30 protein-coding genes are annotated in these 26,342 nt (G+C 69.7%); 16 read left to right on the top strand and 14 right to left on the bottom strand.

Annotated features, from left to right (window positions below; translation table 11 throughout):
- Window positions 1-696: 696 nt before the first annotated feature.
- The 3 genes from AMYAL_RS0105440 to AMYAL_RS0105450 all read left to right on the top strand — a co-directional run bounded on the left by AMYAL_RS0105440 (window position 697) and on the right by AMYAL_RS0105450 (window position 4,019).
- Entirely contained in the window at window positions 697-2,088 is a 1,392-nt protein-coding gene (locus tag AMYAL_RS0105440; RefSeq protein ID WP_143267763.1) for a hypothetical protein, read from the top strand.
- Window positions 2,089-2,156: 68 nt separating this feature from the next.
- Window positions 2,157-2,942: an SDR family oxidoreductase gene (locus AMYAL_RS0105445; protein ID WP_020630302.1), complete on the top strand. Its 786-nt coding sequence runs from the start codon at window positions 2,157-2,159 to the stop codon at window positions 2,940-2,942.
- A 12-nt stretch (window positions 2,943-2,954) separates the two neighbouring features.
- On the top strand, window positions 2,955-4,019 hold the full coding sequence (locus AMYAL_RS0105450; protein WP_020630303.1) for an NAD(P)H-dependent amine dehydrogenase family protein: 1,065 nt from the start codon (window positions 2,955-2,957) through the stop codon (window positions 4,017-4,019).
- Window positions 4,020-4,116: 97 nt separating this feature from the next.
- Here AMYAL_RS0105450 and lgt read toward each other — a convergent pair whose 3' ends face one another.
- From lgt to AMYAL_RS0105465, 3 genes are read right to left on the bottom strand one after another with little or no spacing between them, the layout of a single operon-like run.
- The gene (gene lgt, locus AMYAL_RS0105455) at window positions 4,117-5,154 is read right to left on the bottom strand and encodes a prolipoprotein diacylglyceryl transferase (protein ID WP_020630304.1); all 1,038 of its coding nucleotides are present in this window, start codon (window positions 5,152-5,154) and stop codon (window positions 4,117-4,119) included.
- Between the two features lie 29 nt (window positions 5,155-5,183).
- Complete coding sequence (locus AMYAL_RS0105460) at window positions 5,184-6,353, bottom strand: M20 metallopeptidase family protein (protein ID WP_020630305.1); 1,170 nt, start codon at window positions 6,351-6,353, stop codon at window positions 5,184-5,186.
- Complete coding sequence (locus AMYAL_RS0105465) at window positions 6,350-7,492, bottom strand: amidohydrolase family protein (RefSeq protein ID WP_020630306.1); 1,143 nt, start codon at window positions 7,490-7,492, stop codon at window positions 6,350-6,352. Before AMYAL_RS0105465 ends, AMYAL_RS0105460 begins: the two co-directional genes overlap by 4 nt.
- 95 nt (window positions 7,493-7,587) lie before the next feature.
- Between AMYAL_RS0105465 and AMYAL_RS0105470 the strand changes: the two genes are divergently transcribed.
- Window positions 7,588-8,961 carry a type I glutamate--ammonia ligase gene (locus AMYAL_RS0105470; RefSeq protein ID WP_020630307.1) on the top strand — a complete coding sequence of 458 codons (1,374 nt, stop codon included), beginning with the start codon at window positions 7,588-7,590 and terminating at the stop codon, window positions 8,959-8,961.
- 59 nt (window positions 8,962-9,020) lie between these two features.
- Here the strand turns inward: AMYAL_RS0105470 and trpA are convergent, their stop codons facing one another.
- The 5 genes from trpA to AMYAL_RS0105495 form a co-directional block, all read right to left on the bottom strand.
- Entirely contained in the window at window positions 9,021-9,812 is a 792-nt protein-coding gene (trpA, locus tag AMYAL_RS0105475) for a tryptophan synthase subunit alpha (RefSeq protein WP_020630308.1), read from the bottom strand.
- Window positions 9,809-11,038: a tryptophan synthase subunit beta gene (trpB, locus tag AMYAL_RS0105480; RefSeq protein WP_093976546.1), complete on the bottom strand. Its 1,230-nt coding sequence runs from the start codon at window positions 11,036-11,038 to the stop codon at window positions 9,809-9,811. The genes trpA and trpB overlap by 4 nt, the downstream gene beginning before the upstream one ends.
- Window positions 11,035-11,844 carry an indole-3-glycerol phosphate synthase TrpC gene (trpC, locus tag AMYAL_RS0105485; RefSeq protein ID WP_020630310.1) on the bottom strand — a complete coding sequence of 270 codons (810 nt, stop codon included), beginning with the start codon at window positions 11,842-11,844 and terminating at the stop codon, window positions 11,035-11,037. The genes trpB and trpC overlap by 4 nt, the downstream gene beginning before the upstream one ends.
- Before the next feature lie 192 nt (window positions 11,845-12,036).
- Window positions 12,037-12,642 carry a Trp biosynthesis-associated membrane protein gene (locus AMYAL_RS0105490; protein ID WP_020630311.1) on the bottom strand — a complete coding sequence of 202 codons (606 nt, stop codon included), beginning with the start codon at window positions 12,640-12,642 and terminating at the stop codon, window positions 12,037-12,039.
- Complete coding sequence (locus AMYAL_RS0105495; protein ID WP_020630312.1) at window positions 12,635-14,197, bottom strand: anthranilate synthase component I; 1,563 nt, start codon at window positions 14,195-14,197, stop codon at window positions 12,635-12,637. Before AMYAL_RS0105495 ends, AMYAL_RS0105490 begins: the two co-directional genes overlap by 8 nt.
- 95 nt (window positions 14,198-14,292) lie before the next feature.
- Here AMYAL_RS0105495 and AMYAL_RS0105500 point away from each other — a divergent pair, with 95 nt between their 5' ends.
- Window positions 14,293-14,898, top strand: coding sequence for a TetR/AcrR family transcriptional regulator (locus AMYAL_RS0105500; protein ID WP_020630313.1), 606 nt, complete (start codon window positions 14,293-14,295; stop codon window positions 14,896-14,898).
- 105 nt (window positions 14,899-15,003) lie between these two features.
- Here the strand turns inward: AMYAL_RS0105500 and AMYAL_RS0105505 are convergent, their stop codons facing one another.
- From AMYAL_RS0105505 to hisF, 6 genes are all read right to left on the bottom strand, one after another.
- Window positions 15,004-15,600 (bottom strand): hypothetical protein, encoded by a 597-nt coding sequence (locus AMYAL_RS0105505; protein ID WP_020630314.1) that lies wholly within the window; start codon window positions 15,598-15,600, stop codon window positions 15,004-15,006.
- Window positions 15,601-15,837: 237 nt separating this feature from the next.
- Complete coding sequence (locus tag AMYAL_RS0105510; RefSeq protein WP_020630315.1) at window positions 15,838-16,080, bottom strand: hypothetical protein; 243 nt, start codon at window positions 16,078-16,080, stop codon at window positions 15,838-15,840.
- A 70-nt stretch (window positions 16,081-16,150) separates the two neighbouring features.
- Entirely contained in the window at window positions 16,151-16,513 is a 363-nt protein-coding gene (locus AMYAL_RS0105515; protein WP_020630316.1) for a DUF1304 domain-containing protein, read from the bottom strand.
- A complete protein-coding gene (hisI, locus tag AMYAL_RS0105520; RefSeq protein WP_020630317.1) occupies window positions 16,510-16,872 on the bottom strand; it encodes a phosphoribosyl-AMP cyclohydrolase in 363 nt (120 codons plus the stop codon). The genes AMYAL_RS0105515 and hisI overlap by 4 nt, the downstream gene beginning before the upstream one ends.
- Entirely contained in the window at window positions 16,862-17,251 is a 390-nt protein-coding gene (locus AMYAL_RS0105525; RefSeq protein ID WP_026466774.1) for a hypothetical protein, read from the bottom strand. Before AMYAL_RS0105525 ends, hisI begins: the two co-directional genes overlap by 11 nt.
- The gene (gene hisF / locus AMYAL_RS0105530) at window positions 17,248-18,021 is read right to left on the bottom strand and encodes an imidazole glycerol phosphate synthase subunit HisF (protein ID WP_026466775.1); all 774 of its coding nucleotides are present in this window, start codon (window positions 18,019-18,021) and stop codon (window positions 17,248-17,250) included. Before hisF ends, AMYAL_RS0105525 begins: the two co-directional genes overlap by 4 nt.
- A 38-nt stretch (window positions 18,022-18,059) precedes the next feature.
- Here hisF and AMYAL_RS0105535 point away from each other — a divergent pair, with 38 nt between their 5' ends.
- The 11 genes from AMYAL_RS0105535 (at window position 18,060) to AMYAL_RS0105585 (ending at window position 26,250) form a co-directional block, all read left to right on the top strand.
- Window positions 18,060-18,662, top strand: coding sequence for a TetR/AcrR family transcriptional regulator (locus AMYAL_RS0105535; RefSeq protein ID WP_020630320.1), 603 nt, complete (start codon window positions 18,060-18,062; stop codon window positions 18,660-18,662).
- Between the two features lie 10 nt (window positions 18,663-18,672).
- The gene (locus AMYAL_RS0105540) at window positions 18,673-19,884 is read left to right on the top strand and encodes a phytase (RefSeq protein ID WP_020630321.1); all 1,212 of its coding nucleotides are present in this window, start codon (window positions 18,673-18,675) and stop codon (window positions 19,882-19,884) included.
- A gap of 90 nt (window positions 19,885-19,974) precedes the next feature.
- Complete coding sequence (locus tag AMYAL_RS0105545; protein ID WP_020630322.1) at window positions 19,975-20,484, top strand: SigE family RNA polymerase sigma factor; 510 nt, start codon at window positions 19,975-19,977, stop codon at window positions 20,482-20,484.
- Window positions 20,481-21,482: a hypothetical protein gene (locus tag AMYAL_RS0105550; RefSeq protein ID WP_020630323.1), complete on the top strand. Its 1,002-nt coding sequence runs from the start codon at window positions 20,481-20,483 to the stop codon at window positions 21,480-21,482. Before AMYAL_RS0105545 ends, AMYAL_RS0105550 begins: the two co-directional genes overlap by 4 nt.
- 28 nt (window positions 21,483-21,510) lie before the next feature.
- Entirely contained in the window at window positions 21,511-22,431 is a 921-nt protein-coding gene (locus tag AMYAL_RS0105555; RefSeq protein WP_020630324.1) for an NADP-dependent oxidoreductase, read from the top strand.
- A complete protein-coding gene (locus AMYAL_RS0105560) occupies window positions 22,428-22,988 on the top strand; it encodes a putative glycolipid-binding domain-containing protein (protein ID WP_020630325.1) in 561 nt (186 codons plus the stop codon). Before AMYAL_RS0105555 ends, AMYAL_RS0105560 begins: the two co-directional genes overlap by 4 nt.
- A gap of 50 nt (window positions 22,989-23,038) precedes the next feature.
- Window positions 23,039-23,761, top strand: a complete 723-nt coding sequence (locus tag AMYAL_RS0105565) for an ABC transporter ATP-binding protein (protein ID WP_020630326.1) — start codon at window positions 23,039-23,041, stop codon at window positions 23,759-23,761.
- Window positions 23,758-24,492: an ABC transporter permease gene (locus tag AMYAL_RS0105570; protein WP_020630327.1), complete on the top strand. Its 735-nt coding sequence runs from the start codon at window positions 23,758-23,760 to the stop codon at window positions 24,490-24,492. The genes AMYAL_RS0105565 and AMYAL_RS0105570 overlap by 4 nt, the downstream gene beginning before the upstream one ends.
- Window positions 24,493-24,516: 24 nt before the next feature.
- On the top strand, window positions 24,517-24,903 hold the full coding sequence (locus tag AMYAL_RS0105575; protein WP_020630328.1) for a PPOX class F420-dependent oxidoreductase: 387 nt from the start codon (window positions 24,517-24,519) through the stop codon (window positions 24,901-24,903).
- Window positions 24,904-25,084: 181 nt separating this feature from the next.
- Window positions 25,085-25,372 carry a transposase gene (locus tag AMYAL_RS0105580; protein WP_020629722.1) on the top strand — a complete coding sequence of 96 codons (288 nt, stop codon included), beginning with the start codon at window positions 25,085-25,087 and terminating at the stop codon, window positions 25,370-25,372.
- On the top strand, window positions 25,369-26,250 hold the full coding sequence (locus AMYAL_RS0105585; protein WP_020629721.1) for an IS3 family transposase: 882 nt from the start codon (window positions 25,369-25,371) through the stop codon (window positions 26,248-26,250). The genes AMYAL_RS0105580 and AMYAL_RS0105585 overlap by 4 nt, the downstream gene beginning before the upstream one ends.
- Window positions 26,251-26,342: the final 92 nt, after the last annotated feature.

The following is a 26,342-nucleotide window of genomic DNA, read 5'->3' on the forward strand; positions in this document are numbered from 1 at the left end:
CGCACGGGACGACGATGGCCCGTTCGTTAGCGCGACTTTAACACCTGTGAAACACGTCGGCATCAGTTGGACAGACGCGAAAGCCCGCTGATCGGTAACGATCTGGATGCCCGGAACGACTGAGTTCCTGATGGGGTCGCATTAGTTCGTTCCGCTAAGTATATGTCTTGTTCCAGGATGTCACGAGACACGGTGAGGCGACCCTGGTCACTCCGGTCGTCCTGCGGCGCTGGGGCAGTCTACGCCGTCCGGCCCAATTGCCCGATTCGCGGTAACCCGACGATCCCCTTGATCGACAAGCCGGTGGAACCACCACTTCTCCAGGGGGATCAATGATCAAGTTCGCCCGAAGATCCGTCGTGCTCGGAGCCGCCACGCTGGCGTTCTCCGCCCTGCTCACGGCCACACCGGCGTCGGCCACCGCCGAGACCGCCGAGTCCGCGCCAGGCGTCTACACAGATCTGTCGTCGCCGACGAAGACCTTCACCGCCACCGGTGAAGACGTCCCGGTCGGTGCATGGACGGACCGCGGTTTCCACGCCTCGAAGGCGTACTTCACCTTCGACCTGCGCCCGTACCGGGGCGCCGTGATCGGTCAGGCCGAGGTCCTACGCGACCGAGACCGCCGCGAACGACTGCTCGAAACCGCGCGCCACCGAACTGTGGGTCACGGACGCGGCGACGGCGCCGACCTGGTTGCGTCAGCCGAAGGAGCGCGCCAAGCTCCCCGGCCCCGGCGCGCCTGCCGGTTGCCTGTGGAACCGTGTGGAATGGGACGCGACGCAGGCCGTCTCGGCCGCGCTCGCCGCGGGCGAGGACTCCGTGACCCTCGCCCTGCGGATGCCGGACAGCCGCCGGTTCGACCCGTCCTACGGCAGGCGTGTCGAGAACCGTTTGCACCTCTTCCTCGACTTCAACCGGCCGCCGTCGGTCCCGACGAACCTCGCGGTCGGCCACGAACCCTGTGGCGCGGACCCGGTGTACACCCCGGACAACCCCGTCCAGATCACCGGCGTGGTGGACGATCCGGACCGGTCTCCGGTCTCGGCCAAGGTGACGGTCTGGCCTGCCGACGATCCGGCGAACCGGCGCGAACTGGGCCCCGACTCCGCAACCTCGGCACCGCACTACGCCTCGTTCCGGCTCCCAGCCGACTTCATCACCGACGGCCGCGTCTACCGGTGGACGATGCAGGGGGTCGACAAGGGACTGACCGGGCCCGCGAGCGCGCCCTGTTCCTTCATCGCGGACCGGAAGGCCCCCGCCGCCGGACCGGTGGTGACGTCCACGGACTACCCGAACGATGGCGCGGCGCACGGTTTCGTGGGAATCCCCGGCACGTTCACGATCGACGCCAAGGGCGACCAGGACGTCGTCGGCTTCGCCATCGCCAACGGTTACGTACCGGCGGACCGCCCCGGCGGGGTGGCGACCGTCCGGTACACGCCGACCGAGCCGTTCGACACCTTCAGGGCGTGGAGCGTCGACAAGGCACGCAACTTCGGCCCTGGCACGCACTACGGCTTCTCGGCGAGGTCGTCGACGCCGGACGTCAAGTTCTCCGTCGTCGACGTCAACGTCGGTGAGCCGGTGCGGCTCGACTTCGCTCCCGGCGCGATGCCCGGTGTCGTCGAGTACGTCTACAACTTCGGCGCGGCGGGCGATGTCGTGGTTCCCGCCGGGCCGGACGGCAAGACGACGGTCACGGTGACGCCGAAACTGGCGTGGGCCTCTCTGAGGGTTTCGGGCCGGACCCGCGAAGGCTGGACCTCCCAGCTCTGGGACGGACTGGTGGAGCTCGGGAACGGCACTCCCACCGTCACCAGTTCCACGTATCCGGCGGACCAGCCGGGTGGCGGCGTCGGCGTGCCCGGCGACTTCACCTTCGCCTCGACGCGGCCGGGCGTCACGGGATTCGTGTACACAGTGGACTACGGCGAGCCCGTCTCGGTCGCCGCACAGAACGGGACAGCGACGATTTCGCTCACTCCGGGCAGCTCCGGCTACCACAACGTGGAAGTGACGTCGACGAACGCCGACGGCAGTGCCAGCACTCCGCGACGTCACGTGTTCATCGTGAACGGCTAGGCGGACCGGTCCCCGCTTCCTCACGGAGCGGGGACCGGCATCTACTAGAACGTGTTACAGTTCCGCGCATGATCCTGGACCGTTTCCGGCTCACCGACCAGGTCGCCGTGGTCACCGGCGCCGGACGCGGGATCGGCGCGGCGACGGCCGTGGCGCTCGCCGAGGCGGGTGCCGACGTGGTGATCTCGTCCCGCACCGAAAGCCAGCTCGCCGAGGTGGCGGCCCTGGTCACCGCCACGGGCAGGCGCGCCCACGTGGTGCCCGCCGATCTGAGCGACCCGGCCGCGGCGGGCGAACTGGCGCGGATCGCGACCGCGGAATTCGGACGGCTGGACCTGGTGGTCAACAACGTCGGCGGCACCTATCCCCGGCCGCTGCTGGAAACCGGCACCGACTTCCTCGAAGAAGCCTTTCGCTTCAACGTCTCCACCGCGCACGCGCTGACCGTCGCGGCGGCACCGTCCTTACTGGAGGCGGGCGGATCGGTCGTCAACATCTCGTCGGTCATGGGCCGCGTGACCGGCCGGGGTTTCGCCGCGTACGGGACGGCGAAGGCCGCGCTGGCGCACTACACCCGGCTCGCGGCCGCCGATCTCGCGCCGAAAGTGCGGGTGAACGCGATCTCGGTCGGTTCGGTGGCGACGTCCGCGCTCGAAGTGGTGGTGGGCAACGACGAGCTGCGCGGCCGGATGGAGGCCGCCACCCCGCTGGGCCGGATCGGCGAGGCCGAGGACATCGCGGCCACCGTCGTGTTCCTGGCGTCGGGCGCGGGCCGGTACGTCACCGGCAAGATCATCGAAGTCGACGGTGGACTGCAGGCCCCGAACCTGGAACTGGGCCTGCCCGATCTGTAGGAGGCGAACGCCGTGCGCGTGATCCAGTGGAGCACCGGGAACGTCGGGCGGCACGCGCTGGCCGGGATAGCCGCGCGCCCCGATCTCGAACTCGCCGGGGTCTGGGTTTCGAGCGAGGCCAAAGCGGGGAAGGACGCCGGGGAACTGGCCGGGCTGGGCCGCCCGCTCGGGGTCTCCGTGACGACCGACGCGGACGCGCTCATCGCGCTGAAGCCGGATTGCGTGCTCTACACGGCGATGGCCGACGACAGGCTCGTCGAAGCCGTCGAGGACCTGAAACGGTTCCTGCGCGCGGGGATCAACGTGGTGTCCAGCAGCCCGGTGTTCCTCCAGTACCCCGAAGGCGTGGTCCCGCCGGAGATGATCGAGCCGATCCGGGAAGCCGCGTGTGAAGGCGGTGCCTCGCTGTGGGTCAACGGCATCGACCCCGGTTTCGCCAACGACTGGCTGCCGCTGGTGCTCACCGGTGTGTGCGAACGGATCGACGAGGTTCGCTGTATGGAGATCCTCGACTATTCGACGTACGACCAAGGCAAGGTGCTGTTCGACATCATGGGCTTCGGCCGGGAGATGGACGATCTTCCGCTGCTGTTGCAGCCCGGAGTCCTCTCGCTGGCCTGGGGCAGCGTCGTGCGGCAGCTCGCGGCCGGGCTGGACGTCGAACTCGACTCCGTCGAGGAGGTCTACGAACGGCTTCCGGCGCCCGAGACGTTCGAGATCGCCTCGGGGACGATCAAAGAAGGCACGGCGGCGGCGCTGCGGTTCGAGGTGCGCGGCATGCGCGGCGGGCGGGCGGTGTGCGTGCTGGAGCACGTCACGCGCCTGCGCGGGGACCTCGGCCCGGACTGGCCGCAGCCGAGCGGGCAGGGCTGTTACCGCGTCCAGGTGACCGGGGAGCCCAACTACGTGCTGGATCTGCGCCTGGTCGGCACCGACGGCGACCACAACACGGCCGGGCTGAAGGCGACCGCGATGCGGCTGGTGAACGCGATCCCGGCGGTGGTGGCGGCTCCGCCAGGGCTGCTGACGGCGCTGGACCTGCCCTTGGTGACGGGGCGGGGCCTGGTCTCCCCCTGAACGGCACTTACCACTCACGACCGCTGGTCGGCCAAGTAGTGAAGGCCTCCTTCCCTACCTTGAGAGTAGGGAAGGAGGCCTTCACGGACTTGGAACGCTACTTTTCGGCGTCGGGCTTCGGGTCCTCGGTCGCCTTGTCGGCGGCGGAGTCCCGGACGGTGTCCGGAGCGGCGGCGACCTCCGCGTGTGCTTCGTCCTTGGGAGCGGAATCAGCGGGCTCGGCGGGCTCGTCTTCCCGCGGAACGCCCTTGCTCCACAGCGTTTCCGGCGCTTCCCTCGGCCCCCGCTTGGCGGCCAGCACGAAGTACACGACCGCCGCGGCGAACAGCAGGATCGCCGTCCACACGTTGACCCGCAGGCCGAGGATGTGGTTCGCGGAGTCGGTCCGCATCAGCTCGATCCAGAACCGGCCCGCGGTGTACCCGGCGACGTACAGCGCGAACGCGCGGCCGTGGCCGAGGCGGAACTTCTTGTCCGCCCAGATGACCACCAGCGCGACACCGAGGTTCCAGATCAGCTCGTAGAGGAACGTCGGGTGCACCGGGCTGTCCGCCAGCTGGACGCCGGTCGAGACGCCGTTCAGGAAGTCGTTCGGGTCGGCCTGGTTGTAGCGCTCGTAGATCTCCAGACCCCACGGCAGGTCGGTGTGCGCGCCGTAGAGCTCTTGGTTGAAGTAGTTGCCGAGCCGCCCGATGGCCTGCGCGATCACGATCCCCGGCGCGAGCGCGTCCGCCATCGCGGGCAGCGGGATGCCCCGGCGGCGGCAGGCGATCAGCGCGCCGACCGCGCCGAGCGCGATCGCGCCCCAGATGCCGAGGCCGCCGTCCCAGATCTTCAGCGCGTTGAGCGGGTTCTTGCCCTCGCCGAAGTACAGCTGGTTGTCGGTGATGACGTGGTACAACCGCCCGCCGACCAGGCCGAACGGCACCGCGAAGACGGCGACGTCGATGACGGTGCCCTTCGTGCCGCCGCGGTTCGTCCAGCGCCGCTCGCCCAGCCAGATCGCCACGATGATGCCGGCGATGATGCACAAGGCGTACGCCCGGATCGGGACCGGCCCGATATGCCAGACGCCCTGGTCGGGGCTGGGGATGGTCGCGAGGAACGCTGCCGAGGCGGTATTCACGGAGGCCACCGTAGCGCTTCATCCACTTCTTGGGACCGTCAACCCTCGACCGCGGCCAAATACCCCGAAATCAGCGCGGAGGCGACCTGTCCGACGGCGGTATCCGGAGGCAGGAACAGCTCGTCGTGCAGGCTCGGCGCGCCCGCGGTGTCGCCGAGGCCGACGAACATCATCAGCCCGCGCGTCATCCCGCAGTAATGCGCGAAGTCGTCGGCGCCGAACGAGCGGAAATCCGTGTCCACGCCCGCCCCCGCCCGGACGAGCCGCCGGTGCGCGCGCCGGGTGAGCCCGGCGTCGTTGTGCAGGACCGGTTCGCACGGGCTGATCTCCAGCTCCGCCCGGCAGCCGTGCGCCTTCGCGGTGCCGTGGACGATCTCGGCGAGCCCTTCCAGCGCGAGGTCGCGGTCCTCGGCGCGCATCAGCCGCAGCGAGCCGGACAGGCTGGCCTCGTTCGGCACGACGTTCGCCGTCCTCCCCGCCTCGATCCGGCCGACCGAGCAGACCGCGCCGAACACCGGGTCGACCCGGCGGCTCGCGAGCTGCTGCAGGCTCACCACGATCTGGCTGAGCGCGAGGACCGGGTCGCGCAGCAGGTGCGGGTAGCCGGCGTGCCCGCCCTGGCCGCGGACGATCACGTCGAACTCGTCGGTGGAGGCGTTGACCGGTCCCGGCACCGCCGACACCACGCCCGCCGCGAGCCGGGGCTGGACGTGGGCGCCGATGACCGCGTCGACGCCGTACTCGGTGAGGACACCGGAGTCGACGATGTCCAGCGCGCCGGACGGCGACGTCTCCTCGCGCGGCTGCAGGAGCGCGAGGATCGGCCGCGGCACCCCGACGACGGCCGCCGCGCGGCAGGTGGCGACGAGCGCGGCCATGTGCACGTCGTGCCCGCACGCGTGCATCAACGGCGTCTCCGAGGCCCACGGGACCCCGGTGCGTTCGGTGACCGGCAGCGCGTCCAGTTCGGTGCGCAGCGCCACGGCCGGTCCCGGCCCGGTGCCGGGGAAGAACACGGCGCGCCCGGTCTTGGCGACCTGGACCTCCTCGCCGGCGCCCAGCGCCTCGACCAGAACGCGCGCGGTGTCCTCTTCGTCCCCTGACGCGCGGGGATCGGCGTGCACCCGGTGCCGCAGCCCGATCGCGGACGGTAGTTCCGCCTCGACCGCGGCCTCCCATCGGTCCTGCAGTTCGTCCAGTTCCGTCATGGCCCCTCCAGCCCGTACACCCGTTCGGCGTTGCGATGCCCCACCAGCGCCGCTATCCGATGTGCGTCCACTTCGGACAGTACGTCCGCGCCGAGCCCCGCGGCCAGGAAGTCCGACAGTCCTTGCCGGAACAACGCGGTGCCGAGGTGGTACAGCTCGGCGAGCCCGAACGCGTCCGTGGAGAACAGCAGTTTCCCGAACGGCACTATCTCCATTGTCTCCGCGATGATCGCGGGCGCACGGTGACCGACGTTGTGCGTCGCGAGTCCCACGTCGATGAACACGTGCTCGAAAACCTGCGCCAGATACGCCGCGTTCCGGTGAAAGGGATAGTTGTGCAGCAACGTTATCGGCACCCCGCGTGACCGTGTCGCCCTCAACAGCCCTGTGAGCAGCAACGGGTCGCAGCGGTGCAGGTCCACGTCGGAATCGCCGAAGCCGACGTGGAACTGGATCGGCAGGGCGAGGTCGATGCCGGTCCAGACGAGGAACCGGTGCAGCACCTCGTCCGCGAGCCGGACCGGTTCGCCCGTCTCGATCCGCGCGAGCCAGCGGCCCGCCGCTTCGGCGACTTCGGCGTCCGGGGGCCGCTCCCCCGCCAGTTCGAGACCGACCCGGTACGCGGCGATGGATTTGAATCCCACCGCCGTCGTGGCGCGTTTCGCCAGTTCCCCGGCGAAGGCCGAGGCGAATCCGGCCGCCGTGGTGGACGTGATCACCGCTTCGGCGACCTGTTCGAGCCGGACGATGTCCCGCGCGCGGGCGCCGGCCAGCCGCGCGAACTGCTCGGTCGTGGTGAGCGTGTCCGGCAGGAAACCGCCGTCGAGCAGGAATTCGGCTGTGCCGGTGGCGCGCAGGAAGCGCGCGTTGACCTCGGCGGCGCCCAATTCGGCGCGGCGGGCCAGGTAGACCTCCGCCGGGACATGCGGCGGCAGGTCCAGCATCGGGGCGCAGCGGGCCCGGACCGCGAGGCCGATCAGCGAGTCGAACAGGGTCGTGCCCAGTGACGAGACGGTGTCGGCCTCGGTGAGCATCTGCTCGAACTCGATCCGGCAGAGGTCGCCGGTGACGACGCCGTGGCAGTGGTGGTCCACCAGCCGCGTCTCGGCCACGAACGGCAGGATCCCGTGTCCCGGCATGGCGTGTCCCTTCTCGTGATCGACGAGTGCGGGCCCACCCTATGGCCGGATCCGGGCATGGCAAGGGGTCCGGGATGGGGCCAGGATGGGGAGCCATGGTGAACCGGGAAGCACTGACCGCCCGCGCGACCGCCCTCACCGGGGATCTCCGGTCGAGAGGTGTCGAGCTCGTGGCGCTGACCTTCGTGGACAACGCCGGGATCGCGCGGGTCAAGGCCGTGCCCCTGCGGAAGCTGCCGTACGCGGCCGCGTGGGGTGTCGGCGCTTCGAATTGCTTCGATTTCTTCGGTTCGGACGACACCATCGCCGGGGGTGAGCATTCCCTCGGGCCCGTCGGCGATCTGCGGCTGCATCCGGACCTCGACGCGCTGACCGTGCTCGCCGGGCAACCGGGCTGGGCCTGGGCGCCGGTGACCAGGCTCGATCAGGAAGGCGAGCCGCATCCGCAGGATTCGCGCGCGCTGCTGGCGACGGCGGTGGACCGGCTCGCCGCGCGCGGGCTCCGGGCGCTGATGAGCTTCGAAATCGAATGGGTGGTCACCACCGCCGACGCACCGGACGATCCGACGTCGGCCACCGCGGGGCCTGCCTACGGCTACGCGAGGCTTTCCGAGCACGCGGACTATCTGCGTACCCTGGTGTCCACTTTGGACCGACAGGGGGCCGGGGTGGAACAGATCCACCCCGAGTACGCCGACGGCCAGTTCGAACTGTCCGTCGCGGCCGCCGATCCGGTGCGCGCGGCGGACGTCGCCGTCCTGACGAAGGAGACGATCCGCGCGCTCAGCCACCGGCACGGGCTGAAGGCGTCCTTCACGCCGAAGTTCGCGCCCGACGGCGTCGGGAACGGCGGGCACGCGCATCTGAGCGTCTGGGACGGCGCGCGGGACCTTTTCTCCGGCGGGGAGAGGATTTTCGGGCTCACGCCGCTCGCCGAGTCGTTCAGCGCGGGCATCCTGCGCCGGCTGCCCGCGCTGCTCGCGGTCGGGGCGCCGTCGGTCGTCAGCTATCTGAGGCTGGAGCCGCACCACTGGGCCGGGGTGTACGTGGCGTGGGGGCTGGAGAACCGGGAGACGCCGCTGCGGCTGGTGCGCGGGGCCGCCGGGAACCGGGACTCGGCGGCGAACCTCGAGGTCAAATGCTTCGACCTGACCGCGAATCCGTATCTGCTGGCCGCCGCCCTGCTGTTCGCCGGGATGGCCGGTGCCGACGAGGAGGCTTCACTGCCCGAGCCGGTGGACGTGGATCCGGGGTCGCTGACCGACGCCGAACGCGCCGCGCGCGGGATCGAACGGCTGCCTCTGCGGTTGGAGGAGGCTGTCGCGGCGTTCGAGGCGGACAGGGAACTGGCGGCCGCGTTCGGCGCGCCACTGGCGACGACGATCGTGGACGTGCGGCGGGCCGAGATCGAGCGGTTCGCGCACGCGAGCGCGAAGGAGATCACCGAGGCACAGCGGTGGCGGCACTGAAGTACATGAAGGCCCCCTTCCTTGCGCCTAGCGCAAGGAAGGGGGCCTTCATGTACTTCTCAAGCTGGTGCGACGGCCTTCCGCACGCCCGCGGCCAGTTCGGCCGAGAGCTCGCGTACCGCGTCGACGCCGCTCGCAGCGGCTGTCACCAGCGCCGAGCCGACGATGACGCCGTCCGCGAACCCGGCGACCTGCGCCGCCTGCTCGCCGGACCGGACGCCGATCCCGACGCCGATCGGCAGTTCCGTATGCGCGCGGGTCCGCTCGACCAGGTCCTCGGCGTGCACGCCGACCTGGTCACGGGCGCCGGTCACGCCCATCACGGCGGTGGCGTAGACGAAGCCCGAAGCGGCCGCGACGGTCTTCGCGATCCGCTCCTCCGAGGAGGACGGCGCGACCAGGAAGATCCGGTCGAGGCCGTGCTGCTCGGAGGCGGTCATCCACTCGTCGGCCTCGTCCGGGATCAGGTCCGGGGTGATCATCCCGAGCCCGCCCGCGGCGGCGAGGTCCCGCGCGAAACGGTCGACGCCGTAGCGGTGCACCGGGTTCCAATACGTCATCACGACGGCCTTGCCGCCGCGCGCCGACACCGACTCGACGACCTCGAACAGGTGCTTGAGCTTGAAGCCGCCGGAGAGCGCGCTCACCGACGCGGCCTGGATGGTCGGGCCGTCCATGACCGGGTCCGAGTAGGGCACGCCCACCTCGACCAGGTCCGCGCCGCCGTCGACCACCGCGGCCAGCAGGTCCTTCGACCCGTCGACCGTCGGGAAGCCCGCCGGGAGGTAGCCGATCAGCGCGCCGCGCCCCTCGGCCCTGGTCTTCGCGAAGATCTCGTCCAGCGCGCTCATGCGTTCTCCACCAGGCCGAAGTACTTCGCGGCGGTGTCCATGTCCTTGTCGCCGCGACCGGACAGGTTCACGATGATGAGCCCCTCCGGGCCCAGCTCGCGGCCGAGCACCAGCGCGCCCGCGAGCGCGTGGGCCGACTCGATGGCCGGGATGATGCCTTCGGTGCGCGAAAGCAGCTTGAACGCGTCCATCGCCTCGGCGTCGGTCACCGGCCGGTACTCGGCGCGGCCGCTGTCCTTGAGCCACGAGTGCTCCGGGCCGACGCCCGGATAGTCGAGGCCCGCGGAGATCGAGTGCGACTCGACGGTCTGGCCGTCCTCGTCCTGCAGCAGGTACGTCATCGCCCCGTGCAGGTTGCCCGGCGTCCCCTTGGTGAGCGTGGCGCCGTGGCGGTTGCCCTCGATGCCCTCGCCGCCCGGCTCGAGACCGACCAGGCGCACGGAGGCGTCGTCGATGAAGCCGTGGAAGATGCCGATCGCGTTGGACCCGCCGCCGACGCAGGCCGCGACGACGTCCGGAAGGCGTCCGGCCTGCTCCAGGATCTGGGCGCGGGCCTCCTCGCCGATGATCTTGTGGAAGTTCCGCACCATCATCGGGAACGGGTACGGCCCCGCCGCGGTGCCGAACAGGTAGTGCGTGTCCTCGGCGTTGGTGACCCAGTCGCGCAGCGCCTCGTTGATCGCGTCCTTGAGCGTGCGCGAACCGGTCTTCACCGGGACGACCTCGGCGCCGAGCAGTTTCATGCGGGCGACGTTCAGCGCCTGCCGCTCGGTGTCGACCTCGCCCATGTAGACGACGCATTCCAGGTCCAGCAGCGCGCAGGCGGTGGCGGTGGCCACGCCGTGCTGTCCGGCCCCGGTCTCGGCGATGACCCGCTTCTTGCCCATCCGCTTGGTGAGCAGCGCCTGGCCCAGCACGTTGTTGATCTTGTGCGAACCGGTGTGGTTCAGATCCTCGCGCTTGAGGAAGATCCGGGCGCCGCCGGCGTGCTCACCGAAGCGCTTGGCCTCGGTGAGCAGCGACGGACGGCCGGCGTAATCGCGAAGCAGGCGGCGGAACTCGTTGAGGAAGTCCGGGTCGGTCCGCGCCTTGTCGTACTCGGCCGCGACCTCGTCGACGACGCCGATCAAAGCCTCGGGCATGAACCGGCCGCCGTAGGGGCCGTAGTAGCCCCTGCCGTCCGGGTCGTGCTCGCCGTGCGGTGTTTCGGTGTACTCGACGCTCATCGGGAAGGCCTCGGGCACGCGGGGTGCGAACCGGCGGTGACCAGCTTGACCAGGGCACCCTTCGGGTCACCGGACGCGACGAGCCCTTCGCCGACGAGGACGGCGTCGGCGCCGTGGCCCGCGTAGGACATCAGGTCGCCCGGACCGCGGACACCGGACTCGGCGATCTTGAAGACGTCCATCGGCAGACCGGGGGCCAGCCGCGAGAAGACGTCCCTGTCGACCTCGAGGGTGTGCAGGTTCCGGGCGTTGACGCCGATCACCTTCGCGCCGGCTTCGAGGGCCTTGTCGGCCTCTTCGGCGTTGTGGATCTCGACCAGCGCCGTCATCCCGAGGGATTCGACCCGGTCCAGCAACGCGATCAGGGCGTTCTGCTCCAGCGCCGCCACGATCAGCAGGACCATGTCCGCGCCGTGCAGCCGCGCCTCGTGGACCTGGTACGGGCTGACGATGAAGTCCTTGCGCAGCACCGGGATGTCCACCGCCGCGCGGACCGCGTCGAGGTCGGCGAGCGAACCGCCGAACCGCCGCTGCTCGGTCAGCACGCTGATGACCCTGGCCCCGCCGTCGGCGTAGTCCTTGGCCAGCGCGGCCGGATCCGGGATCTCGGCCAGATCGCCCTTGGACGGGCTGCGCCGCTTCACCTCGGCGATGACGCCGATACCCGACTCGCGCAGGGCCGCGAGCACGTCACGGGGAGGCGCGACCTGGGTCGCGCGCTTCTTCAGTTCGTCGAACGGCAGAACCGCCTCGCGTTCGGCGAGATCGGCACGGACGCCGGCGACGATGTCTTCGAGGACGCTCACCGGAGTCCCTCACCGGCTGTCGTACTCACGGATTCCTTCGCAAGGTCGCTCACAAAAACCTTCCCCTTCCCGCCGAAACGATGCTAACCCCCGCACGGATACGGTCTGGTTCCGGGTATGTCCGTTACTCCGAATGCCAACCGTGTCATCTTTGCCGGGAAAGATCCCCGAAACCCGCGAAATCCGTCGCCGTCACCGGGTCGCGGTGGGATCTTCGCCTTCCGACAGCGCCTCCCACAGCTCGGTCTCCGGATCCTTGGCGGCCCGCTTCTTCGCGCCCGGCGCCGCGTACTTCGCGCCGAGGCGTGGCATCCGGCCCGCGCCCTTGATGGCTGCCAACCCGCCCGCGGCCACGAGAATTCCCCCGAGGATCGCGAGCCCGCGTGCTCCCAGCATCTGGGCCACGGGCAGGCCGTCGGCGAAGCCGGTGAACGGGCCGTCCGCCACGCCGATCCACACCGCGGCGGCACCGGCCACGGCGAGTACCACTCCGAGTACCCGGCGTGGCCAGCCGCCGGTGGCGATCAGCCCCGCCGTGCCGGCGAGCGCCAGCAGCGCGAGCGGAATCAGCGCGATCGCCCGCGTTGAACCGATTTCCGTGTACACAATGGTGCCGCGCACCCCGCCGTCGCGGAACTCCGCGAACCACACGAGCTGCGAGGAACCCCACAGCGCGACCGCGCCCAGCAGCAGACCCACCACGGCGATCCACAGTGGACGCTTGGCCTTCTTCGCCGCCGGGGCGGTGGTTTCCGGGGCCTCGCTTTCCGCGGCTTCGCTTTCCGGGGCTTCAGACACGAGTGCTGTCACCCGCCAGGTCGAGTTCGTCCGCCGCGATCATCGTCTGTGCCGCCGCGACGGCGGACAGCACGGTGCGGGCCTTGTTGAGCGACTCGTTGTCCTCGTAATCGGCGACCGAATCGGCGACGACTCCCCCGCCCGCCTGGACGTACGCGGTGCCGTCCTTCATCAGCGCGGTGCGGATCGCGATCGCGGTGTCGGCGTCCCCGGCGAAGTCGAGATAACCGACGACGCCGCCGTAGAGCGCCCTGCGGGTCGGCTCCAGCTCCTCGATCAGCTGCATCGCGCGGACCTTCGGCGCGCCCGAGAGCGTCCCGGCCGGGAAACAGGCGGTGACGGCGTCGAAGGCCGTCTTGTCGTCGAGGAGTTCGCCGGTGACCGTCGAGACGATGTGCATGACGTGGCTGTAGCGCTCGACGTCGAAGAAGTCGACGACGCGCACGGTGCCGGGCTTGCAGACCTTGCCGAGGTCGTTGCGGCCGAGGTCGACGAGCATCAGGTGCTCGGCGCGCTCCTTCTCGTCCGCGAGCAGGTCCTTGGCCAGCTGCGCGTCCTCTTCCGGGTCGGCGCCGCGCCACCGGGTGCCCGCGATGGGATGCGTGGTCGCGCGGCCGTCCCGCACGGTGACCAGCGATTCCGGGCTGGATCCGACGATGTCGAAGCCGTCCAGGCGCAGCAGGTACATGTACGGGCTCGGGTTGGACGTGCGCAGCACGCGGTAGACGTCCAGCGCGTCGGCCCGCGTCTCGATCTCGAAGCGTTGCGACGGCACGATCTGGAACGCTTCGCCCGCCTTGATCGCCTCGACGGCCTTCTCCACGGCCGCGTGGAAGTCCGGCTTGGAGCGGCGGCGCGTGAACTCGGGCGCGGGGCGGTCGAAGACGGCGGCCGTGGCCGGGGCCGCGACGTGCAGCTGCTTGGTCATCGCGTTGAGGCGCCCGACGGCGTCGTCGTACGCGGCGTCGACCCGCTCGGGCGAGTCGTCCCAGTTGACCGCGTTGGCGATCAGCGTGACCGTGCCTTCGTGGTGGTCGAAGGCGGCCAGGTCGGTCGCCAGGAGCATGGTGAGCTCGGGGATGTCGAGATCGCGCTCGGCGAGTTCGGGGAGCCGTTCGAGCCAGCGGACGGCGTCGTAGCCGATGTAGCCGACCATCCCGCCGGTGAGCGGCGGCATCCCCGGCAGCTGCTCGGTGTGGAGCGCGGCGACGGTCTCGCGCAGCACGGTGAGCGGGTCGCCCTCGGTGGGCAGGCCGACCGGCGGGGTGCCGGTCCAGACGGCCTCGCCGTCACGCACGGTCAACGCGGCGGGGCTGTGGACACCGATGAACGACCATCGGCTCCAGGAAGCGCCGTTCTCCGCCGATTCGAACAGGAACGTCCCCGGCCGGTCGGCGGCGAGCTTGCGGTAGACCCCGATGGGGGTCTCACCGTCGGCGAGCACGCGACGGACAACGGGGATGACGCGACGGCCCTCGGCGAGCGCGCGGAACTCGTCGCGCGAAGGGCTGACCGAGCCGAGCCCCGACGGGCTGGCGTTTGCGGCGCTGACCATGTCTCTCATTGTGCTGCAACGACCTGACGGCCGGGGACCGGGGGATGAATTCAAGGATTGTTGAATTCTGCGCCGGGTCCGTTCATGATGACGCCATGGCTGGTGAAGAGACTACCGTCCGCCGCCGGGGACGGCGGCCCGGCGGGCAGGACACCCGCACCGCGCTGATCGAAGCGGCGCGCGCGGTGTTCGGCGAGAGCGGCTTCGACGGCGCAACAGTGCGCGTGATCGCGACCCGCGCCGGGGTCGACGCGGCGATGGTCAACCACTGGTTCGGCAGCAAGGAAGGGCTGTTCGCGCAGGCCGTGCTGAAACTGCCGTTCGACCCGCACGAACTGCTCGCGGAGCTTCGTGACGGGCCCGACGACGAGTTCGGCCGCCGGATCGTGCGGACCTTCCTCACCCGCTGGGACGGCGCGGGCGGCGAGGTGTTCCAGGCGCTCGTCCGCAGTGTCGCCGGGCACGAGCAGGCCGCGCTGGTGCTGCGCGGCTTCTTCCAGAACTTCTTCACGAGGATCATCAAGGACATCGGCTCGGACCGCGCCGAACTGCGGACGTCGCTCTGCGCGTCGCAGCTGGTCGGGATGGGGCTGGTGCGGTACGTGGCGAAGTTCGAACCGATGGCGACAAGCGAGATCGAGCCGCTGGTGACCGCGATCGCGCCGACGGTGCAGCGGTACCTGACCGGGGACATCGACTGACCCAGCCCAGCCCCCTCTCGCTCGCCTGAGGTACATGTGTGGCGAACGCCAGGCCCGCGACAGACCACCGGTACTTTCGCGTGACCGAGTGGACGTCACGTGTGATCAGACGGACGACACGCGCGCGGCCGGGTCCCACCGCGTGTCGTCCGTCCAGTCACGCGAGTCGTCCATCCAGTCACGTGTGCCGTCCACGCAATCACGCGAAACCGCCCGACTGGAGATTCCTTGGACGAGCGCGGCGATCTCGAAGGTAGTGAAGGGGGCCTTCACTACCTTCAGGGTAGGCAAGGAGGCCTTCACACCACGCGGCGAAAGCCGCGATCGTGGAGGAACGACAAGAATCGTGATGTTCGCCGCGAGTTCGTAGTCCTCCCGCGGATGGTCCGGCATCGCGAGAAACTTGTAGCCGTCTTCGAAATACAGGTCGATCTTCGGGAACGGCCGGCCCGGCCGCACCGTCGCCGTCGCCTCACGCAAGCCGGTCCTCGTTGCCGAGCGATACCGTTCGCTCCAGAGCCAGGCGGCGTACGAGGACGCCGGAAAGCCTAAGAAGGCCACCAAGGACAACGGGACCAGCACTTCGTAGCCGGACTTGTCAGCGGCTATCTGGCAGAGGACGAAGAAAGCCAACCAGAACACCGTCAAAGCTATCGCCCTGTTCTCGAACCGCGACAGTTTCCAGATCAGCGGGGTGGCCACTTCTTCGTGTACCGTCTGCGCGGCAACGCTTTGACGACGTCGACATCCGCGGTGGACAACGGCAGCCCGGCGACGTGCCGACGTCGCCTCGGACGGCCGCTCTCAGCCGATCTTCTCTTCCCTCGCCCCGGTTTCATCCGCTGAGGTTACCGAGCAACCACTGCTTTCCTCAGACGACGAGTTCCATCTCGCTCCGAGGCAACCGCGAGCGCTCGCCGGGCGTTCAAGTGAGCAGGGTCAAGGATCCGTCCGTACCGGGACCGGGTAGCAGGTCTCGGTACGGCCGAGCATGAACAGCACTGTCCGGTTCTGCCCCTCGCCACCGATCCACACCGGGACCTCCGCCTTCCCGGCGAACCGGTGGCCGTTGCGGAAAGACATCTGCAACCCCCGCAGCGTGACCTGTTCGCCGTCGGGGAACCGCACGTCGCAAACCGCGGCCTCGTGCTCCTCGATCTCCAGGCCGTAGTCCGGCCGCACGGTGACGAACCCTCGGCGCCAGCCTGCCGCCGCCCGCGAAGAGGTTTCCGGGATACGGCCGAGGTCCCGCTCAGCCCGCGATCAGCACCGCGATCAACGCCAGCGTGCCTGGGACCACCTGCACGAAGAAGATCCGCTTGCTCGCCGTCGCCGTCCCGTAGAGCCCGGCCACGATCACGCAGGCGAGACCGAAGATCTTGAATTGCCAGGCCGTGCTTCCGGTCGCGATCAGCCCCCAGATCAGCGCGGCCGCGAGGAAACCGTTGTACAGCCCCTGATTCGCCGCGAGCGGCGCGCTCTCCTTCGCGAACTCCTCGCTGGTGCCGAAGGCGGCTCGGGCGCGCGGGGTCGTCCACAGGAACATTTCGAGCACGACGATGTACAGGTGGATCAGCGCGACGATGCCGACCAGGACGTTGGCGACGACATTCACGGGTTCTCGCTCTCGTCGGCCAGCAGCAGCCGTTCGTCGGTGTCGAAGCAGGTGTGCGTGCCGGTGTGACAGGCGGGGCCGGTCTGGTCGACGCGCAGCAGGACGGTATCGCCGTCGCAGTCGATCCGCACCTCGCGCACGTGCTGGACGTGGCCGGAGGTCTCGCCCTTGGCCCACAGTTCCTTGCGGCTGCGCGAATAGTAGGTCCCGCGCCGGGTCGTGAGCGTGCGCTCGAGCGCTTCGTCGTTCATCCACGCCATCATCAGGACGTCCGACGTGGAGTGTTCGACGACGACGGCGGCGATCAGCCCGTCGGCGTTGCGCTTCAAGCGATCCGAGAGGGCGGGGTCAAGCGTCATTCGTGGCTCCGAGAAGGTGCCGTTTCACCGGCATCGAGTTGAGCAGGACCGCCGTGTAGATGTATCCGGCGAACAGGATCCCGGAGACGATCTTCACCCAGAAGAGTTCCGCCGCCAGCATGGACAGCGCGTGCAGCAACGCGAACAGGAAGCTGACGCCGAAACCGGCGAACCGCGCCGAACGCATCTTCAGCACCAGGCCCGCCACGACGAGACCGCCGAGCACCACCGACGTTCCCGGCAGCAGGAACGTCCGCGCCGAAGAATACGGCGCGAACATGAGGACCGCGGCCATCCCGACGTACGCGAGACCGAGCCCGAGCAGCAGCGCGCAGACGACCTTGACCTCGGTGGAGGCCTTCCACTTGTCCGTCATCACCGGACCACGACTCCCCCGGCGCGCAGGGCACCCTTGACCTCGCCGATCTTCAGCTGTCCGAAGTGGAACACGCTGGCCGCGAGCACCGCGTCCGCGCCTGCCTCGACGGCGGGCAGGAAGTGCTCGAGCGCGCCGGCGCCACCGCTGGCGATCACCGGGACGCGGACGGCCGCGCGCACCTGGGTCAGGAGTTCCAGGTCGAAACCGTTCTTGGTGCCGTCGGCGTCCATCGAGTTGAGCAGGATCTCGCCCACACCGAGTTCTTCACCGCGCGCGGCCCACTCGACGGCGTCGATCCCGGTGCCGCGGCGGCCGCCGTGCGTGGTCACCTCGAATCCGGACGGCGTCGGCTCGGTGCCCTCGGGGACGCGGCGGGCGTCCACCGACAGCACGACGCACTGCGCGCCGAACCGGCGGGACGCCTCACGCAGGAACTCCGGCCGCGCGATGGCCGCCGTGTTGATGCTCACCTTGTCCGCACCGGTGCGCAGCAGCCGGTTGACGTCGTCGTTCGTGCGCACGCCGCCACCGACGGTGAGCGGGATGAACACCTGCTCCGCGGTCCGGCGGACGACGTCGAACGTGGTCTCGCGGTCCCCCGACGACGCCGTGACGTCGAGGAACGTGAGCTCGTCGGCGCCCTCCGCGTCGTACAGGCGGGCGAGCTCGACGGGGTCGCCGGCGTCGCGCAGGTCGGCGAAGTTGACGCCCTTCACCACTCGGCCCGCGTCGACGTCGAGACACGGGATGACCCTGACTGCGACTGACATGGGGACAAGCGTAGTCAAGGGCGTTCTAAGCTCGCGGAATGGCACAGGCGGGGCGGCGGCCGGGGCAGACCGAGACGCGGGAGGAGATCCTCGACGCGGCACGGCGCAGATTCGCCGAACAGGGCTACGACGGGGCGACCGTCCGCGGCATCGCGGCCGACGCCGGGGTCAACGCCGCTCTGCTGCACCATTTCTTCGGCACCAAACAGCGGCTCTTCGCCGCGTCGATGAACCTGCCGGTCGACCCCGGCGAACTGGTCCCCCGGATCCTCGAAGGACCCGAAGACGAGATCGGTGAACGCCTCGTCCGCGCGTTCCTCGGCCTGTGGCAGGCGCCGGAAGGCCGCGCGCCCTTCCTCGCGATGATCCGGTCCGCGACCACGAACGAGCAGGTCGCGACCATGATGCGGCAATTCCTGCAACGGGCGGTGCTGGCGCGGGTCGCCGAGGCGCGCGGTGTGCCGAAGGTCCGGGTGGCGGGGATCGCCGCGCAGATGGTCGGGTTCGCGCTGCTGCGCTACGTGATCGGGCTCCCGCCGCTGGTCGCCGCCTCGGAGGACGAGGTCGTCGCGATGCTGGCCCCGGTCGCGCAGTACTACCTGACCGACGGCGTTCACCGGCCGGACACCCCGCGCGGCTAGCTTCCCGAGGATGCGCATCGCCCTCGTCCCCCTCCTGGCGGCCTCCCTGCTCACCGGGGCACCCGCCGAAGCGAGCACCGATCCCTCGCCCGTGGCGCAGACCAGGGCGTTCGTCGACGACGCGGGCGCGGACCCGGCGAACGCCGACGCCGACGACCCGGCGATCTGGATCCACCCGAAGAACCCTTCGGCCAGCGTGGTGCTCGGCACGCTCAAGGAAGGCGGGCTGGCCGCGTTCGACCTGAAGGCTCGACAGCTCCAGCAGCTCGCCGTGCCCGCGGGCGGACGGTTCAACAACGTCGACGTCGTCGGCGATCTCGCGGTGGTGAGCGACCGCGGCCGGGACCGCGTGCGCGTCTACCGGATCGACCCGGCCGGTGCCGCGGCCGGATCGCGAGTGCTTCGGGACGTCACGGATCCTGCCGCCGCACCGGTTTTCTCCGCGTCGGAGTCCGAAGTGGACGAACAGCGGACGGCGTACGGGCTCACCGCCGGACGCGACCCGCGCACCGGCGTGCGCTGGGTCGCGGTGACCCGGCGGCACGAAACCCGCGTGGCACTGCTGCGACTTGTCGACAAACCGGGCGGGACGGTCGGGACGGCGCCGATCGGCACGGTCGACCTGCCGTCGGAGTTCCGGCTGCCGAACGGGAAGACGTGGTCGCCGTGCGGTGAACCGGACGAGCGACCGCAGCTGGAAGGTTCCGTGCTCGACGCCGCGCACGGCGTGCTCTACGCCGCGCAGGAAGACGTCGGGATCTGGCGCATCCCGGTGAACGGCGCCGGGTTCGGCCGTCCCGAGCTGATCGACAAGGTGCGTTCGTTCGGGGCGCCGCAGCGCTTCGACGAAGCCACCGAGGAATGCGTCGCCGACGGTCCCGACCCCGGTTTCGGCGGCAAGTGGCTGACCGCGGACGCCGAAGGGCTGGCGCTGGCCGACGGCAAGCTGCTCGCGTCGAGCCAGGGCGACTCGCGGTTCGTGGTCTACGACCGCGCCGGCGCCCCGCGTCGTGACTTCCGGATCGTGGCAGGCCGCGGCACCGACTCGGTCGAGCACTCCGACGGCGCCGCGATCACCACCAGGCCACTGGGCCCGCTGTTCCCGCACGGTCTGCTGGTGGTGCACGACGGCGAACGCCGTCCGGCGGCCACCGACCCCTCGGGTGAGGAGCTCGCGACCACCGGGTTCGCCTTCGTCCGGCTGGAGACCGCCGTGCGGTGATCACGTTCACCGGGAAAATTCCGCCCCCGGTGCATCAGCACGGTGGTCTCGTGCGTCCATAGAGCGAGACCATCGGCTGAGGGGGACCACGTGCCTGCGACCTTCGACGAGTTCGTCGCGGATCGCCTGGACGGGCTCCTGCGCTACGCGACCGTCCTGACCGACGATCCGTACCTGGCGCAGGACATCGTGCAGGAGGTACTGCTGCGCGCCCAGCAACGCTGGCAGAGGATCGACTCACCGCCGACGTACGTCCGCCGGATGGTGACCAACGAGTACCTGTCGTGGCGACGGCGCCTGGCCGTCCGCCGCGTGGTGCCGTCGTCGCCGGAGACACTCGATCTGGTGAGCCCGCCGGTCTCGGATCACGCCGTCGAGTACGACGAACGCGACGCGATGCTGGACAGGCTCGCGAAGCTCCCGCGCAAACAACGCGCCGCGGTCGTGCTCCGCTACTACGAGAACTACTCCGACGAGGAGATCGCCGCGGTGCTCCGCTGTGCGACGTCGACCGTGCGCAGCCAGATTTCGCGCGCGCTCGCGACGCTGAGGGAAACCGGTCCGTCCTCGCCTGTTCAGCCCACGGGAGCCCGCAAATGACCCGACTGAGTGAAGACAACACCGAGGACCTGATCCGGGAGAGCCTCGAGCATCTGGCGACGCGGGCGCCCGACGGTGCCGAGATCCGCGACGCGCTGGTTCAGCGGTCGCGAAGCCGTCCGACGATGGCACTGGCCCTGGTCGCGGCGGCGGTCGCGATCATCGCGCTCGGGGTGCCGCTGGGCCTGCGGGCCTTCACCGCGGTCCCCCCGGCCGCGCAGCGCAACGCCGACTGGGCGGTGCTGCCGTACAAGCCCGGCTGGCTGCCCGACGGCTTCCGGGAAACGACCCGGAGCGCGAAGCCCTATCCAGCGCCGCAGATGCGGGAATGGAGCAGCGGTGATTCCGGCCAGATCCAGCTGACCAGCACGCCGCTGAGCGACGAACGGTCCGGGCCGTGGACGATCGCGCCCGCGCCGAACCAGATCATCGTGCGCGGCCGGGTCGGCATGGCCGTCGAGGCCTACGGCCAGGGAATGCTGCTGACCTGGTCGCCCGACGACGTCTACCTGCTAACCATGCGGCTGCTCAACGTCAAGGATCCGCGCGCGGTCGGCGAGCGGATCGCCGAGGCGATGGTCACGGACAACCGCGCCCGTGTCTCGGGAGAACTGCGGTTCGGGCGGCTGCCCGACGGCCTGGAACTGTCGGGGGTGAAGACGTTCATGAAGATCAGCGGGGGCGCGACCGAACTGGAGGCCGCTCAGGCGGGTCAGCCTCTCTCGGCGGCGGTCGTGACGGCGTCGCTCACCGGTGACCGGCCGGAACCGGACGGCGCGGAACCGGTCGCCATCAAGGTGAAGGGCCGCGACGGTCTCTTCCTCCCCGAACGCGAAGGCGCGCTCGGCCATCAGAACGGCACGGTCGCCGTGCAGCTCGACGGCGGGCGGTGGCTCGCCGTTTCGGGTAAACGGGATCAGGCCACGTTGCTCGACATCGCCGACAACGTGCAGATCATCCCCGGCGACTACAGCTGGTTCGGGAAAACGCCGGAATAGGGACGGGCGGGCGACGGTTGTCGACGGCATGACGGACACCTACCGTGCCATCGCGTTCACCGAATACGGCGACTCCGGAGTCCTCCACGTGCTCGAACGGGAGCTTCCCGAACCCGGCCCCGGCCAGGTCAGAGTCGCCGTCCGGGCGGCGGGCGTGAACCCGATCGACTGGAAGATCCGGGCCGGGCTGATGGCCGCGGTGTTCCCGGCGACCTTCCCCGCCGTCCCCGGTGGAGACGTCGCCGGCGTGATCGACGCCGTCGGTGAGGGTGTGTCCGGCTTCGCCGTCGGCGACGAGGTCCTCGGGAGGGGGAACGGCGGGTACACGGAGTTCACGCTCGCGGATCCGGCGGGCCTGACCCGCAAGCCCGAGGCGCTGTCGTGGGAACTGGCCGCGGCGCTCCCCGTCGTCGTCAGCACCGCCTATCGCGCCCTGAACCTGCTGGACCTCTCGGAGGGCGAGACTCTGCTCATCGACGGCGCGGCGGGCGGTGTCGGCACCATCGCCGTCCAGCTCGCCGTCGCGCGCGGGCTCACCGTCGTCGGCACCGCGAGCGAAGCGAACCACGAGTATCTGCGCTCGCTGGGGGCCGTCCCGGTGCAGTACGGCGAAGGACTCGCCGAGCGAGTACGCACTGTCGCGCCGCAGGGCCTCGACGCGTCCTTCGACGCCTCTGGCCACTCTCTCGCCACCCTCGTCGAGCTGACCGGCGGGCCGAAGCGCGTCGTCAGCATTGCCGCGGCGGACGCGGCCGACCACGGCGTCCGCTTCACATCGGGATCTCCGGCGGAGCAGGTCCCCGGCTCGCTGGCCGAAGGCGCCGCGCTCGCCGCCGAAGGCAAGCTCACCCTGCCGATCTCCCGCGTCTACCCGCTCGCCGAAGCGGGCGCCGCTCAGGACGAGAGCGCGGCAGGCCATGTCCGGGGCAAGCTCGTCCTGGTGCCGTGAATCTTCCGGCGGCGGCGAGCTGGCGCCATCAGGACGCGAGGAGCGGCTTCGAGGTCGCGTTCTTCCAGGGACACGAAGGCGGGTGGCGGATCAGCGGCGCCACGACGGCGGTCGAGGACGGCGCATCCTGGTTCGTCGAGTACGCGATCACCGTCGACGCCGCCTGGCGGACGAGACGGGCGGAGATCTCCGGCCGCTCGGTCACGGGAATCCGGCGCACGGTGCTCGACGCGGACGGCGACGGGCGGTGGCGCGTGGACGGGGTCCCGGATCCGCGGCTCGACGGCTGTTTCGACGTCGACCTCGAGTCGTCGTCGATGACGAACACGCTGCCGGTGCACCGGCTCGGTCTCGCCTTGGGCGCCGCCTCCGAGGCGCCCGCCGCGTACGTCCGGGCCGGTGATCTCGCCGTGGAGCGGCTGGAGCAGCGCTACCGGCGGACCGGTGATCTCGATTTCGCCTACACCGCACCGGTTTTCGACTTCTCCTGCGTGCTGAACTACGACGAGCATCTGCTGGTCACCGACTATCCGGGCATCGCCGTCCGGCTGTCCTGAAACCGCGAGCCCCTTGACTCGTGGTTCTCGACGGGCGCAGAATTAAACGTATGGCTAATTCGGCGATCTCCGTGACCGGCCTGCGGGTCGTCCGCGGCGGCCGCGAGGTCGTCAGGAGTATCGGTTTCGAGACGCCGCGCGGCCGGATCACCGGTCTGCTCGGGCCAAGCGGCTGTGGCAAGACGACGCTGATGCGCGCGATCGTCGGCGTGCAGATCGTCGCGGCGGGCGAGGTCACCGTGCTCGGCCATCGGGCGGGCAGCCCGCCGCTGCGGCGGCTGATCGGTTACGCCACCCAGAACCCGGCGATCTACGCCGACCTCACCGTCACGGAAGCCTTGCGCTACTTCGCTTCCGTGCTGCGCGCGCCGATGTCCGATGTGGACAGGGTGATCGACGAGGTCGGCCTTGCCGATCACGCGGGCAAGCTGGTCGGCTCGTTGTCCGGCGGTCAGCACAACCGCGCGAACCTCGCCGTCGCGCTGCTCGGGAAACCCGAACTGCTCGTCCTCGACGAACCGACCGTCGGCCTGGATCCCGTGCTCCGCGACGAACTCTGGACGCTGTTCCGCCGTCTCGCCGACGGCGGCGCGACGCTGCTGGTGTCCAGCCACGTCATGGACGAAGCCGCGCGATGCGATCGGCTGCTGCTCATGCGCGAAGGCGGGATCCTCGCCGACGACACCCCGGCAGGGCTGCACGAGCGCACCGGGACGGCCGACCTGGAGCAAGCATTCCTGCGGCTTGTCCGGGAAAGCGAGGTGGCGTCGTGAATCCCGCACTGACACTGGCCACGGCCCGCCGCATCCTCTTGCAGCTCCGGCACGATCCGCGCACTGTCGCGATGCTGATCATCGTCCCGTCCCTGCTGATGGTGCTGCTGCGCTTCGTCTTCAACTCGGAAGCGGTGTTCAGCCGGATCGCCCCGGCGCTGCTCGGTGTCTTCCCCTTCCTGATCATGTTCCTGATCACCTCGATCACCACGCTGCGCGAACGCACCACGGCGACACTGGAACGCCTGATGACCCTGCCGATCGGCAGGCTGGACCTGCTCTTCGGCTACGCGATCGCGTTCGGCTCGATCGCGATCGTGCAGGTCGGCGTCGCGGCCGGGATCTCACTGGCCTGGCTGGGCCTCGACATCGCGGGCTCGATCGGGATGCTGCTGCTCATCGCCGTCCTCGACGCGCTGCTCGGGATGGCGCTCGGCCTGTTCGTGAGCGCGTTCGCGCGGACGGAGTTCCAGGCGGTGCAGTTCATGCCGCTGTTCGTGCTGCCGCAGATCCTGCTGTGCGGACTGTTCGTGCCACGCGGGGAGATGGGCTGGCTGCTGAACCGGCTCTCCGACGTGATGCCGCTTTCGTACGCCGTCGAGGCGCTCACCCGCGTCACCACTTCGGGCACCGTGGACGCGACGCTGATCCGGAACCTGCTCGTCGTCGGGGCCTGCGCGCTGGCCGCGCTGGTTCTCGGCGCGGCGACGTTGCGGCGCCGAACGCCCTAGCCGCTGAAGACCTAGACTCCCCGCATGGGATCGGAGTTCGAGCGGATCGCCGCCGAGAAGTACGTCGTGCTGACCACCTTCCGCAAGGACGGCACCCCGGTGCCGACCCCGGTCTGGGCGGCGGGCGACGGTGGTGAACTGGTGCTCTGGTCCGAACGCAAGGCCGGCAAGGTCAAGCGCATCCGCAACAGCGGCCGGGTCGAGGTCCAGGGCTGCGACCTCCGCGGCAAGAAGACCCACGGCGACGTCGTCGCGGGCGAGGCGCGGCTGCTGGACCTCGACGGGACCGAACGCGTGCGCAAGGTGATCGCGCGGAAGTACGGGATCACCGGACGGGTGACGATGTTCTTCAGCAAGCTGCGGGGCCCGCAGGACCGGACCGTGGGGATCGCGATCAAACTGGCGGAATAGATGCAGGTGGTCGTGAGTGGCGATTCGGGTCAGGGCCATCCGTGTCTCAGGTACCTACTGGCGGGCGGTTTCGTGTGACTGGACGGACGGCACACGTGACCGGCTGGACGACACCTGTGGAGTTGCCCCCTGGGAGCGGACACCCTGATTCCAGACGTTGGTCTGGAGGGAGGATGTCCTGGTGTCTCGCAGGTCGAAGTATCCGGAGCAGTTCCGTCGTGACGCGATCGAGCTGGTCAACACGAGTGACAGGCCGTTGCGTCAGATCGCTCGTGAGCTGGGGGTCAATCACGAGACCCTGCGGTCGTGGGTGAATGCCGCCAAGCAAGCCGCTGAAGCCGGGCCGGCGGAGGATCCCGCAGTCACCGACGAGGTCCAACGACTGCGGAAACAGGTCGCTGAACTGCAGAAAGAGAAGGAGATCCTGCGCAAAGCAGCCGCCTATTTTGCCAAAGAGATGGATCGATGATCTACCGCTACCGGTTCATCTCCGAGCATCGCGCCGAGTTCGGCGTGAAGCGGCTGTGCCAGGTTTTGGGTCTGCGCCGGCAGGGCTTCCACGAATGGGCCGCCGCCGAAGCCGTCCGGGAGGCCGCCGCGGAACAGGAGCGGGAACTGATAGCGGTGATCGCCTCGATCCACGCGCAGCACCGAGGCGCCTATGGGCAGCCCCGCATCACCGCGGAACTGCGCCGCCGCGGACACGTGGTGAACCACAAGCGAGTCGAGCGGTTGATGCGGGAGCAGGGCCTGACCGGGATCACCCGCCGCAAACGCCGGAGCCTGACCAGACCCGCCGCCGCTGCGGTGACGGCGGTGGCGGATGTGATCCGCCGCGATTTCACCGCGCGGGAGCCGGGGCAGAGGTTTGTCGGGGACATCACCTACCTGCCCACGTTCCAGGGCTGGCTTTACCTGGCCACGGTGATCGATCTGCACAACCGTGAGGTCGTCGGGCACGCGATGGGCGATCACCTGCGCGCCGATCTGGTCTGTGACGCGATCACCCTCGCCGGCGCACGCGGCCTGATCGGCCCCGGCGCGGTGTTCCACTCCGACCGCGGCGTCCAGTACACCTCCGGCCAATTCCGGGCCGCGCTCACCGAGCACCGGATCAGGCCGTCGATCGGACGGACCGGATCCTGCTACGACAACGCCGTCGCCGAAGCGTTCTTCGCCACCCTCAAAACCGAGATCGGCACCACCATCTGGCGCACCCGCGACCAGGCACGACACGACCTATACCGCTACCTCCACTACTACAACCACAACCGTCTACATTCGACACTCAACCACCGAACACCCCACGAAACCCGAACCAGCTACCATCAGCAACAAGCCGCGTGAAAACCCCGTGTCCGGCAACCGGGGGCAACTCCACCTGTGTCCAGATGGACGACTCACGGCGGGCACCCGGCCGCGATCGTGTCGTCCACGCA

It is taken from the genome of Amycolatopsis alba DSM 44262, from assembly GCF_000384215.1.
Classification (GTDB): domain Bacteria; phylum Actinomycetota; class Actinomycetes; order Mycobacteriales; family Pseudonocardiaceae; genus Amycolatopsis; species Amycolatopsis alba.

Coding starts and splice junctions, on each gene's coding strand:
- hisF (WP_026466775.1), bottom strand. CDS start 18,021: ATGTCAGTCGCAGTCAGGGTCATCCCGTGTCTCGACGTCGACGCGGGC.
- AMYAL_RS0105495 (WP_020630312.1), bottom strand. CDS start 14,197: ATGGTCAGCGCCGCAAACGCCAGCCCGTCGGGGCTCGGCTCGGTCAGC.
- AMYAL_RS0105465 (WP_020630306.1), bottom strand. CDS start 7,492: ATGCCGGGACACGGGATCCTGCCGTTCGTGGCCGAGACGCGGCTGGTG.
- AMYAL_RS0105500 (WP_020630313.1), top strand. CDS start 14,293: ATGGCTGGTGAAGAGACTACCGTCCGCCGCCGGGGACGGCGGCCCGGC.
- AMYAL_RS0105550 (WP_020630323.1), top strand. CDS start 20,481: ATGACCCGACTGAGTGAAGACAACACCGAGGACCTGATCCGGGAGAGC.
- AMYAL_RS0105460 (WP_020630305.1), bottom strand. CDS start 6,353: ATGACGGAACTGGACGAACTGCAGGACCGATGGGAGGCCGCGGTCGAG.
- hisI (WP_020630317.1), bottom strand. CDS start 16,872: ATGACGCTTGACCCCGCCCTCTCGGATCGCTTGAAGCGCAACGCCGAC.
- trpB (WP_093976546.1), bottom strand. CDS start 11,038: ATGAGCGTCGAGTACACCGAAACACCGCACGGCGAGCACGACCCGGAC.
- AMYAL_RS0105470 (WP_020630307.1), top strand. CDS start 7,588: ATGGTGAACCGGGAAGCACTGACCGCCCGCGCGACCGCCCTCACCGGG.
- AMYAL_RS0105555 (WP_020630324.1), top strand. CDS start 21,511: ATGACGGACACCTACCGTGCCATCGCGTTCACCGAATACGGCGACTCC.
- AMYAL_RS0105565 (WP_020630326.1), top strand. CDS start 23,039: ATGGCTAATTCGGCGATCTCCGTGACCGGCCTGCGGGTCGTCCGCGGC.
- trpA (WP_020630308.1), bottom strand. CDS start 9,812: ATGAGCGCGCTGGACGAGATCTTCGCGAAGACCAGGGCCGAGGGGCGC.
- AMYAL_RS0105535 (WP_020630320.1), top strand. CDS start 18,060: ATGGCACAGGCGGGGCGGCGGCCGGGGCAGACCGAGACGCGGGAGGAG.
- AMYAL_RS0105445 (WP_020630302.1), top strand. CDS start 2,157: ATGATCCTGGACCGTTTCCGGCTCACCGACCAGGTCGCCGTGGTCACC.
- AMYAL_RS0105575 (WP_020630328.1), top strand. CDS start 24,517: ATGGGATCGGAGTTCGAGCGGATCGCCGCCGAGAAGTACGTCGTGCTG.
- AMYAL_RS0105585 (WP_020629721.1), top strand. CDS start 25,369: ATGATCTACCGCTACCGGTTCATCTCCGAGCATCGCGCCGAGTTCGGC.
- AMYAL_RS0105540 (WP_020630321.1), top strand. CDS start 18,673: ATGCGCATCGCCCTCGTCCCCCTCCTGGCGGCCTCCCTGCTCACCGGG.